Origin of the sequence: Microbacterium sp. (genome assembly GCF_029263575.1) — a bacterium.
GTDB lineage: Bacteria > Actinomycetota > Actinomycetes > Actinomycetales > Microbacteriaceae > Microbacterium.
In genome coordinates, this window is sequence record NZ_JAJUFV010000105.1 from 1 (window position 1) to 10,351 (window position 10,351).

Here is a 10,351-nt window from a genome sequence, read left to right on the forward strand (position 1 = left end):
ACGACGAAACCCCGCTCTTCGAGGGCTTCAGATTTGATATATGCCATGATCGAGGTCATGTCCTTTCATCGGGGGCCAGCACGTTTTAACAGGCCCTGATAAGGCAAGCCTAACAGCGGGATTCTATGACTCCACAGGACACGGCGAAGCGCACTCGACGACGACTAGACTTGAGGTCTCGGTGACGTGCAGAATTCGCCGATGTGAGGAGCGAGAGCGAGAACATGGCAACGGCCACCAATGTCGAAGCGACCGCCGTCAACACGATCGAATGGCTTTCTGCGCCCGGCACGTCGATTGTCGTTCCCGTCTATCAGCGCCAATACCGCTGGGATATCGGCGGCTGTGAACGGCTGCTGTCCGACGTCCGCGCCGTCGCTGCCGGCGACGGCGCGCCACGACACTTCATCGGCTCGATTCTCTCGGCACAAGATTCCGCGCAGTCCGACCTCGTCCTGATCGACGGTCAGCAGCGCCTCACGACGCTGATGCTGCTGATCGCGGCGCTTCAGCATGCCGTGCGTGACACAGACCCGCAGCTCGGAGCCGAACTTGATCGAGTCCTGGTGCGTTCCGACGATTCAACACGCACCAAGCTGCGCCCCCACGACGCCTGGGCTGAGCTGTATGAGTCGGTGGTACTGGATCGCCGTGACGACACCGAGCGCGAATCACGTTTCGATGACAACTACGCCTTCTTCCGAAGCCAAGTGCACGCCGATGAGGCGCCGGCGATCTGGCGCGGGCTGCAGCGGCTCGAACATGTATCGATCACGCTGGGCGCGGAGGCGAACGCGCAGCAGATTTTCGAGAGCCTGAATTCGACGGGTGAGCCGCTGCGGGATCACGAGCTCATTCACAACTACATACTGATGGGCCTCACGCACGCCCAGCAGCTCGATGTCGAGGAGCGCTTCTGGCTCCCGATCGAACGTCACACCGGCGAGGCCATCGGGGCGTTCTGGCGGCACTATCTGGTCATGATGACCGGCCGTGAGCTGGCCGCCGGCGGCGAGCACGGTGTGTACAGCGCTTTTCGCGCGTCGTTTCCGCACGTCGATGCCTCCCACCTCCAGGCGGATGCCGTGCTCTGGCGCCACTACGCAGAGATCTACGCCATCCTGCTCGACCCGAGCCGTGAACCGGATGACGAGCTGCGTCGACAGCTGGATTATGTGAATACCTTCGGAAGGGCCGCGTATCCGCTGGTGCTCAGCGCGTACAGCGATCACCAGCGTGGTCTCATCGCCCGTTCCGAACTGATCGAGACCCTCGAGTGGATTCAGGCCCTGTATCTGCGCCGGGCGCTCGTCAACCTCCCCACTGTGCGACTGATCGCGCGACTGTGTCGTGCCCGTGCCGCGGGCCGGGAGCACCTCATGCGTGCCTTCGCGCGGATCACCCCCTCAGACGAACGCGTCGCAGCCGTGCTGAAATACAGTGAACTGCCGCATGCCGCTTACGTGCTCTCGCGTATTGAGTGCGTCGACGACACGTCGTCGTTCGATGTCGAGCACATTGTCCCGCTGACCCCGCCCGATGGCTGGTCTGGCGATGGCGAACGCGGCTGGACCGACTTCACCGAAGATGAGCAGAACAGCTATCGGGCCCTCGCGCCGACGCTCGGCAATCTCACCCTGTTGGAGCAACCACTCGCCGAGCGCGTTTTCGGCGCTTCCTTCACCGACAAACGAGCCGACGCCTACGCAAGAAGCTCGGTGTCGGCCACACGCCAACTCACAGAGACGCCGAGGTGGAGCACGTCCGCGATATCGCAACGCACCGTCGCGCTCACCCAGACCCTGTTGCGAATCTGGGCCCGCCCAGAACGCGGAGTCATCGACGATGACGGGCTGACACCGGTTTTGGACGCTGTACGGCGCCGCGGCTGGCCTGCAGGCTGGGATCGGGAGTTCTCCTATGTCGAGTACCGTGGTGAGCACTGGGAGGTCAAAGACGTTCGTGCGCTGTTCAATCGGATCTTCCGTCGCGCGTGGACTGACGACCGGCCATCCGCCGTCGCCTACAGTGCGGCACACGGGGGACCGATCTACGATGAGAAGGCGTGGAAGGGCCAGTGGGACTCGCTGGACGACACCCACTTCCTGTACATGGGGTGGGACTCGAACTACATGATGAATGCCGTGCAGGGCGTACTCGAAGAATCCGGGATCGCCGCCGAGGTGTTCGTGAAGTACTCCTACATCGGGGATGTGATGTGATGCCTGCGCTCGATGAGACCAGCGCTCCCGACAGGACACGCACCGCTGACCCCTTCGCCGACGCGTTCGAGCAGATCGCGCTCGGGCTCGAATCTGACGAGCCGCAACTGTGCGAGTGCGACCACGGCGACGAAGAGGCCTATCGGGCGTGTGGTCGCAAGGCGAAGTGGCGAGTGACCATCGACTGCAACTGTGGTGAGAATCACCCGCGCGTGGTCGAACTGCTGTGTACCCGGTGTCTGCGCACGGCCCGCCGCGACCTCGGCAAGGAATCCATCACCGCCAGGCCCCTGTAATCAGTGCCCGCGGCACGCAGATCGCACTGACACCACAGGGTTATGAGTGGGGCGGGCGGGACTTGAACCCGCGATCGTTGGGTTATGAGCCCACTGCCTTGACCAGCTTGGCCACCGCCCCGTGACGACAATCCTATCGTCGTATCCGGGTTGTTCAGAGCACGGAGGCGTCACGGTGGCTGCGCACGTGGCCCCGGTACAGCGCTGCGTTCGCCACGAGGTCGGCTTTCTCCTCATCGCTGAGTTCGCGACGGACCTTCGCCGGCACACCGGCGACGAGGGAGCCGTCGGGGATCTCTGTGCCACCGAGGATCACTGCGCCGCCGGCGATGAGGCATCCGCTGCCGATGACGGCACCGCTGAGCACGACAGCTCCCATGCCGATCAGAGAGCCATCACCGATCGTGCAACCATGCACGACAGCGTTGTGGCCGATCGACACGTTCTCACCGATGACAGTCGGATGGCCTTTGTCGACGTGAACCGAGACATTGTCTTGCACGTTGCTGCCGGCACCCAACGTGATGGATGCCGAGTCAGCACGCAGTACGGCGTTGTACCAGACGCTGGATTCCGCAGCGATCGTGACGTCTCCGATGACGCGTGCCCCGTCGGCGACGAAGCCGTCTTCGGCGATGCGTGGAGTCTTGTCTGGGAGGGCGAGAACGGATGCTGTCGACGAGATGCTCATGAGGCGAGACTACCCTTAGATCCGCGTGATTTCGCGGATAATCGATACGTTTAGCCCAGCCTCAGCTTGCTTGCGGAATGCTTCAGACTGAGTAGCGTTATATCCAACAGGCACAAAATAGCCGTTCTGGAGGAACAAAAATGACCAAGTCACAGACCACCCCCACCACTGCCAGCGACCCCACGGTGGCTGCGGCCGCCGCGCAGTTCCTCACGCCCGTCGTCCTCGGTCTCCAGGCCCTCACGATCAACGGGAAGCAGGCGCACTGGCACGTCCGTGGCGCCAACTTCATTGGAGTCCACGAGCTTCTTGACACCATCGTGGCCAACGCCGGTGCGGCCGCTGACACCGCCGCAGAGCGCATCGTCGCTCTCGGGCTGCCGATCGACGCGCGTCTGAGTTCCGTCGCGGCCAAGAATTCCACCGAGGTTCCGGCCGGGTTCGCTCAGTCCGCCCAGCTCATCGGCAACGTCATCGCTGACATCGATGCGATCCTCGTCGACACCAAGGCCGCGATCGAGGGCCTCGACGAGATCGACCTCACCAGCCAGGACGTCGCCATCGAGATCATGCGCAACCTGGAGAAGGATCGCTGGTTCCTCGTCGCGCACATCGCCGAGTAGGTTTCCTCCGTGAGCGGGCATCAGGGCACTGCCCTGATGCCCGCTTTCTCTTGTGCCGAAGGGGCTCAGGCCAGGTGCGTGACGCGACCGCCGAGCAGCGTCGCGAGCACCGGCATCTGACGAAGTGCCGACGCGGACGCCGTCTGCGGATCCGCACCGCACACCGCCAGGTCGGCGACAGCTCCGGGACGTATCGCGCCGCGTGCGCTTGCGGTGAGCGCGTCATCGACCGAGATCTGTTCCTGTGCGTCCCACCTCGGGCGCTCGCCATCGGTGCGCGAGACAGCGGCTGCGATCGTCACCCACGGGTCGAGCGGAGCCACCGGAGCATCCGACCCGAGGCGGAGGGCGACACCGGCGCGCAGTAACGACGCCATCGGGTATCGCATCGCTGTCTGAGCGGCCCAGAGTCCCTCTGCCAGGTCCCGGTCGTCCAGCGCGTGCTGAGACTGCACGCTGGCCGCGAACCCGAGCCGCGCCATGCGTGCGATATCGATGTGTCTGACCAACTGGACGTGTTCGATTGTGCCGCTCACGCCAGTCGCTGCCGCGGCGTCGAGAGCGGATGCCACGGCGCGGTCCCCGATCGCATGCAGCGCGGCATCGAGCCCGGCACCCGCCGCGACTGTCAACGCGTCGATGAGTTCAGACTGCGAGAGGTTCATCACTCCGAAGTCCGTGCTGTCGTGCGGGTAGGCCTGGCTGCACGCTGCCGTACGTGTTCCGAGCGAGCCGTCGGTGATGAGCTTCAGCGAGCCCATATGCACGAGTCCGTCGCTGCCCGCGAGTGGCGCTCCTGTGCGCAGGCCGGCCGCGACCGCCCTGCCGAGATCTGCCAGGTACACAGCAAACTCCACACGCTGCGATGAGAAGCCTTCCGCCACGCGTCTCTCCCATGCGTCTGCGTTCCAGGCCATATCGAAGTCGACGATCCCGGTGACGCCACGTGCGGCCGCCCTGGTGCCTGCGAGAGTCACAGCCCGGTCGCCGTGGGCGGGGTCGACAGCGTTCAGGCGTCGAGAGATCTCGAACGCGTCTTCTTCGCGAAGCATCCCATCCGGCGTGGCGAAGCTCTCGCGTCGCAGCGCGGCGGAATTCAGCCAGACGCTGTGCACATCGGCATTGATCAGATAGGTCGGCACGTCACCGGTCGCGGCATCCAGTGTTTCGAGCGAGGGTGCGTCCGCCCAGAGAGCGTCACGGAAGCCGGTGCCGATGCGTCGTCCGTCGGTCAAGGGCGCAACGCTCGCCATGTGTCGGGCCGTCTGCGCCGCAGACTCCATGGCGCCCAGTTGCTCACGCTCAGCAGTCAGCGCCCACTGGGTGGTGTGCACGTGATTATCCCAGAGGCCGGGAACCGCCCAGGCGCCATCACCCGAAAAAACCGCGCCCCGCACGGGCAGAGCACCCGTCGGTGCGATATCGATGATCTGCCCGGCATCGATATGGATGTCGACCGGCTCGGAGTCTGCGAGGAACTCCCGCCCCGGCCCGGCGACGCGTACCTCGCGGACCGTCGCGACCTCGTCGTCAATCGACAGTTCGTCGCCGGCCGAGGTCATGGCGTGCGTCCTGGGCGCGTGGCCTGTGCGCGGCGCATCTCGCCGAGGGCTGCGAGCATCAAACGAGGGTTATGGCGCATCCTCCCAGCCTAGATCCGCTGCGCGTGACCAGAGGTCAGCGCTTATCGGGGAGCCGGATCGCTTGCGTCTTCCATTCTTCCCAGCCCGGTGTGCCCGTCATGAACGCGTCGATCTCCTCCTTCGAGGCACGAAGCTTGGGGTCGTTGTCCAGGTACTTCTTTGTTTCGCGAGCGACAAGGCCCGAGAGCACGAGCAATCCGATGAGGTTGGGGAACGCCATGAGACCGTTCATGACGTCGGAGAAGGCCCATACGACGCCGAGCTCAACGGTGCAGCCGACGAAGACCACGAGCGAGAACAGGACGCGGAACGGCATCACCGCCCGCCTGCCGAACAAGCGCTCGACGTTTCTCTCGCCATAGTAGGACCACCCGAGAATCGTGGACGCGGCGAACATCACCAACCCGATCGTGACGATGATGTGCCCCCACTCCCCCGGCAGTCCGTGCGAGAAGGCGGCCCCGGTCATCAGCGCCGCGCTGATCTGCTCGCCCGTCTCCGGGTCGATGTCGTCCCAGGTTCCGGTGGCGATGATGACGAGGCCGGTGCACGTGACGACGATGATGGTGTCGATGAAGGTCTGCGTCATCGAGACCAGTCCCTGCCGAACCGGGTGGCTCGTCTTGGCGGCAGCAGCGGCGATGGCCGCCGATCCCATGCCCGATTCGTTCGAGAAGATGCCGCGAGCGACACCGTACTGCACGGCGATGATGATCACGGAGCCCGCGAACCCGCCCACCGCACTCGTGCCGGTGAATGCCTCCGTGAAGATCTGGGCGAACGCGGCAGGAAGCTCTCCGACATTCACGACCAGGATGTAGAGCGCACCCAGCACGTAGAAGATGATCATGATGGGCACGAAACCGGCTGTCACGCGTCCGATAGATTTGATACCGCCGACGAGCACCACGAGCGCGAAGACGGTGAGAACGATTCCGGTGACCCAGGTGGGCACTCCGAAGCTCGCCTCCACGTTCGAGGAGATCGAGTTGCCCTGGGTCATGTTGCCGATGCCGAAGCAGGCGATCACAGCGAAAATAGCGAAGGAGAGGCCGAGGATCTTCCCGAACGGCCCGCGGATTCCGCGCTCGAGGTAGTACTGCGGTCCGCCCGACTTCTCGCCGGCGGCATCCGTCGTGCGAAAGCGTACGCCCAGGAAGGCTTCCGAGTACTTCGATGCCATACCGAGCAGACCGGTGATCCACATCCAGAACAGCGCGCCGGGGCCGCCGATGCCGATAGCCGTCGCGACCCCGACGATGTTGCCCGTGCCGACCGTCGCGGCGAGAGCGGTCGTCAGTGCCTGGAACTGCGAGATATCGCCGTCCGCGCCCGGATCCTTCCGGGTCAACAGCCCCAGCCGAAGACCGGCGCCCAAGCGCAGGAATTGGAGTCCGCCGAGCCGGATCGTCAGATACAGTCCGGTGCCGAGGAGAAGGGGAATGAGGAAGAACGGTCCCCAGACGAATCCGCTGATCGCCGAGAGCACGTCCTGGACTCCGGTAAGGTCCATGATTCTCCTGTCAGAGCTCTGTTATGGAATCGGGCAAGCGTATCCGAACGGTGAAACGGACAACAGTAGCGCCGTGCCCTTTTCCCTCATTTCTGACAGGACGGGCACCAGTAGAGCTTGCGCCCCCCGATCTCTTCGAGGACGATCTCGGTTCCGCACACGCGGCATGGCAGCCCGGCGCGATGGTAAACCCAGTGGCGGTCATCGCGACTGGCCATCGCTGCTCGATATTGTTCAGGGTCGAGCCCGTCCATCGTCATCATCTGGCCGGTCTCGACGCCGATGGTCAACAGACGCACCCAGTCATGCCACAGCTCGCGAACAAGCTCTTCTGGAACGAGCTTGCCGGGGGTGTGCGGGTCGAGGCGAGCACGGTACAGCATCTCGGCGCGATAGACGTTGCCGATCCCGCTGACGACGGCCTGATCCATCAACAGCAGAGCAATCGGCGTCGCTCGCTTGCGTACCGCGGCGACGAAGCGCTCTTCGTTCTCGGTTGCGTCACCCACCAGTGGGTCGGGGCCCAGCTTGGCGACGCTGGCCAGCATCTCGTCCGGCGTCTGCAGCACACACGCCGTGGGCCCACGCAGGTCAGCGGCGGTGATGTCGGTCATCAGGCGCAGACGCACCTGCCCCACGATCGGCGGCGGCCACTGCTCGGATTCGTCAGCGAGCCCCTTGGTCTGCTCTGACATGCGCACGTGCACACGCGCGCGGCGTGGAGCGCCGATGGAGCTCAGCGAGTTCTCCCCGGCGTCATCCAGAATCGCGTCGTCGTCGAGCGTTGTGCCGCGCTGGTTCGTCTGCCCCATCCGTCCATTCGCCGAGGCGATGGTCGGATCGAGCAGTATCTCACCGGCGAAGTCCCAGGCGCCGTACAGGCCTAGGTGCACACGCAGCCACACGTCGCCCTCGGCCTCCAGGAACATCTGCTTGCCGACAGCCATGACGCCGACGGCCTGGCGCCCGTCGAGCACAGCGGCACCTTCAGCGAATCGGCCCTGCGGACTCGACGCGTGCAACGTCTTGCCGATGAAGTTCCGGTCGAACTGCCGAGCGATGCGGTGAACGGAATGCCCCTCGGGCATGTCAGGCCCGAGGATCCGGCAGGAGCGAGCCGTCCTGCTCGAAGTCAGCGATCTGAGCGATGCGGCGTTCGTGACGCTCTTCGTCAGAGAACGGTGTGGCGATGAAACGGTCGATGAAGCTGACCACTTCATCGAAGGAATGCTGCCGCGCGCCGATCGAGATCACGTTGGCGTCATTGTGCTGGCGAGCCAGCTCGGCGGTTGAGAGATTCCAGACCAGCGCGGCACGGATGCCCTGAACCTTGTTCGCGGCGATCTGCTCTCCGTTGCCCGATCCTCCGAACACGATGCCCAGCGTCTCGAGGCCGGCGGCCTGATCGGCGGCGACGGCCTGTGCCGCACGAATGCAGAACGCCGGATAGTCATCCAGCGCGTCGTACTCGACCGGACCGTGATCGGTGACCTCGTGCCCCACTTGGCGCAGGTGCTCCTGCAGCTGAGTGGAGAAGTCCAGTCCGGCGTGGTCGGTGGCGATATGGATACGCATGCCCACCATCCTAGGAGCGTCAGGGCAGGATGCCAGCAGCTGCCGGCTTGAAGCCCAGGCGAACGTTCTCGCAGTCCGCAGGACGCGCGACGTCATACCAAGGGCCCAGCGCCGTGACATGCGGACGCTCCGCTTCGGGCGTACCCTCGATGCGCTCCACGACCAGGTCGATGAGCCCGGCGACGAACGCGGGGTGCACACCGGGGGTCGGCGTGCGCACGGCGGGCAGTGATACCTCCGCTGCCGTTTCCATCGCCTCGGTGTCCAGATCCCACATCACTTCCATGTGGTCGCTGACGAACCCGAGCGGAACGATCACGACCGCCTTCGCGCCAGCAGCAGGAAGCTCGGCGATCACGTCGTTGATGTCGGGCTCGAGCCACGGTTGCGACGGCGGGCCGGAGCGCGACTGATAGACGAGCTGCCACGGCACACTCTCACCGCCGGCGGCCGAGCCGAGGTGTTCGATGACGTGCGCGGCGACGGCACGGTGCTGTGCGACATACGCGCCGCCCTCGCCGAATTCGACATCGCGCGGACCCGAGCGCTCAGCGTCGGCCGTGGGGATGGAATGGGTCGAGAACAGCACGTGGATGTCGGATGCCGCGATCCCCTCGTCCAAGAAACCGCGCACAGCGGAGTTCACGCCCTCTTGGAACGGCTGGACGAACCCCGGATGGTCAAAGTACAGGCGCACCTTGTCAGCGGTGACCCGATCCTCGAGGCCCGCTTTCGTGATCGCTTCGGCGATATCTTCTCGATACTGTCGATCGCTCGAATACGAACTGTACGCACTGGTAGCCAGCACGAGCAGGGTCGAATGTCCGTCGTCAGCCGCCTGCGCGAACGCCTCGTCAAGGTAGGGCCCCCAGTTTCGGTTGCCCCAGTAGACCGGAAGATCGATGCCGCGAGCGGCCAGTTCGCCTTCCAACGCTGACCTGAGAGCACGGTTGTGCTCATTGATGGGACTGACGCCGCCGAAATGCCGGTAGTGATGCGCAACCTCTTCGAGGCGTTCATCGGGGATTCCCCGGCCTCGAGTCACATTCCGCAGAAACGGAATGACATCGTCTTGCCCCTCGGGTCCGCCGAAGCTCGCAAGCACCAGGGCGTCATACGCCACAGGCACTTCGATGAAGGCGTCGCCGTTCGCCGCGGCGGGAGATGCGAAAAGAACGCGGGTTTGATCATTCACAGTCACACCCCCATCCTTTCATCTCTTCACACCCGTGCCGGTCGTCCTGGCGTAGGCTGTCATGGTCGCCGTCGGCGCCAGCCGCACCGAACCACGGTGGCTGCCCCTGACCCCCTGGGAGAAATAGCTGTGCCTGGAGAGAACCTCACCCGTGTCGAAGCGCAAGAACGTCGCGAGATCATCGACACCTCGTCGTACGAGATCTCACTCGATCTGACGAAGGGCGCCGAAGTCTTCGGCTCACGCAGTGTTGTGCGCTTCAGCGCGAAGCCGGGAAGCTTCACCTTCATCGACCTGATCGCGAGCGAGGTTCGCGAGATCTCGCTCAATGGTGAGCAGCTCGACCCGGGTGAGGTATTCGCGGATTCACGCATCGCTCTGGCCGGGCTCCAGGAGGAGAACGTGCTGGTCGTCGACGCCGACTGCCGGTACACCAACACGGGCGAGGGGCTGCATCGATTCGTCGATCCTGTTGACGACGAGGTGTACCTGTACTCGCAGTTCGAGGTTCCTGACTCGCGACGCGTGTTCGCGGTGTTTGAGCAGCCTGATCTGAAAGCGACGTTCCAGTTCACGGTCACGAGTCCCGACAC

9 protein-coding genes, 1 tRNA gene and 1 pseudogene are annotated in these 10,351 nt (G+C 64.3%); 4 read left to right on the forward strand and 7 right to left on the reverse strand.

The features are described from left to right. Positions 1–224: 224 nt before the first annotated feature. Together Q1J95_RS10965 and Q1J95_RS10970 are read left to right on the forward strand one after the other, a co-directional pair. Positions 225–2,222, forward strand: a complete 1,998-nt coding sequence (locus Q1J95_RS10965; RefSeq protein ID WP_300267551.1) for a DUF262 domain-containing protein — start codon at positions 225–227, stop codon at positions 2,220–2,222. Then, on the forward strand, positions 2,222–2,518 hold the full coding sequence (locus Q1J95_RS10970) for a hypothetical protein (protein ID WP_300267552.1): 297 nt from the start codon (positions 2,222–2,224) through the stop codon (positions 2,516–2,518). Before Q1J95_RS10965 ends, Q1J95_RS10970 begins: the two co-directional genes overlap by 1 nt. A gap of 47 nt (positions 2,519–2,565) precedes the next feature. Here the strand turns inward: Q1J95_RS10970 and Q1J95_RS10975 are convergent. Next, a tRNA-Ile gene (locus Q1J95_RS10975) sits at positions 2,566–2,639 on the reverse strand. A 33-nt stretch (positions 2,640–2,672) separates the two neighbouring features. After that, entirely contained in the window at positions 2,673–3,209 is a 537-nt protein-coding gene (locus tag Q1J95_RS10980; protein WP_300267553.1) for a gamma carbonic anhydrase family protein, read from the reverse strand. 140 nt (positions 3,210–3,349) lie between these two features. On the opposite strand from Q1J95_RS10980, the gene Q1J95_RS10985 reads away from it, so the two are divergent. Then, entirely contained in the window at positions 3,350–3,832 is a 483-nt protein-coding gene (locus Q1J95_RS10985) for a DNA starvation/stationary phase protection protein (protein WP_300267554.1), read from the forward strand. Positions 3,833–3,897: 65 nt separating this feature from the next. Here Q1J95_RS10985 and Q1J95_RS10990 read toward each other — a convergent pair whose 3' ends face one another. The 5 genes from Q1J95_RS10990 to Q1J95_RS11010 form a co-directional block, all read right to left on the reverse strand. Next, positions 3,898–5,394 carry an amidohydrolase family protein gene (locus Q1J95_RS10990; protein ID WP_300267555.1) on the reverse strand — a complete coding sequence of 499 codons (1,497 nt, stop codon included), beginning with the start codon at positions 5,392–5,394 and terminating at the stop codon, positions 3,898–3,900. 115 nt (positions 5,395–5,509) lie between these two features. After that, complete coding sequence (locus tag Q1J95_RS10995; protein ID WP_300267556.1) at positions 5,510–6,988, reverse strand: sodium:alanine symporter family protein; 1,479 nt, start codon at positions 6,986–6,988, stop codon at positions 5,510–5,512. A gap of 86 nt (positions 6,989–7,074) precedes the next feature. Beyond that, positions 7,075–8,076, reverse strand: a complete 1,002-nt coding sequence (locus Q1J95_RS11000; protein ID WP_300267557.1) for a DNA-formamidopyrimidine glycosylase family protein — start codon at positions 8,074–8,076, stop codon at positions 7,075–7,077. 1 nt (position 8,077) lies between these two features. Continuing rightward, entirely contained in the window at positions 8,078–8,563 is a 486-nt protein-coding gene (locus tag Q1J95_RS11005) for a ribose-5-phosphate isomerase (protein ID WP_300267558.1), read from the reverse strand. Between the two features lie 19 nt (positions 8,564–8,582). Continuing rightward, entirely contained in the window at positions 8,583–9,764 is a 1,182-nt protein-coding gene (locus Q1J95_RS11010) for a ferrochelatase (protein ID WP_300267559.1), read from the reverse strand. 123 nt (positions 9,765–9,887) lie between these two features. On the opposite strand from Q1J95_RS11010, the pseudogene Q1J95_RS11015 reads away from it, so the two are divergent. After that, positions 9,888–10,351, forward strand: a pseudogene (locus Q1J95_RS11015) (aminopeptidase N); the annotation flags it as partial.

Bases quoted from the DNA above. Each gene is read 5' to 3' on its own strand.
- Q1J95_RS10965 (WP_300267551.1), top strand. From the start codon at position 225: ATGGCAACGGCCACCAATGTCGAAGCGACCGCCGTCAACACGATCGAA.
- Q1J95_RS10970 (WP_300267552.1), top strand. From the start codon at position 2,222: ATGCCTGCGCTCGATGAGACCAGCGCTCCCGACAGGACACGCACCGCT.
- Q1J95_RS10980 (WP_300267553.1), bottom strand. From the start codon at position 3,209: ATGAGCATCTCGTCGACAGCATCCGTTCTCGCCCTCCCAGACAAGACT.
- Q1J95_RS10985 (WP_300267554.1), top strand. From the start codon at position 3,350: ATGACCAAGTCACAGACCACCCCCACCACTGCCAGCGACCCCACGGTG.
- Q1J95_RS10990 (WP_300267555.1), bottom strand. From the start codon at position 5,394: ATGACCTCGGCCGGCGACGAACTGTCGATTGACGACGAGGTCGCGACG.
- Q1J95_RS10995 (WP_300267556.1), bottom strand. From the start codon at position 6,988: ATGGACCTTACCGGAGTCCAGGACGTGCTCTCGGCGATCAGCGGATTC.
- Q1J95_RS11000 (WP_300267557.1), bottom strand. From the start codon at position 8,076: ATGCCCGAGGGGCATTCCGTTCACCGCATCGCTCGGCAGTTCGACCGG.
- Q1J95_RS11005 (WP_300267558.1), bottom strand. From the start codon at position 8,563: ATGCGTATCCATATCGCCACCGACCACGCCGGACTGGACTTCTCCACT.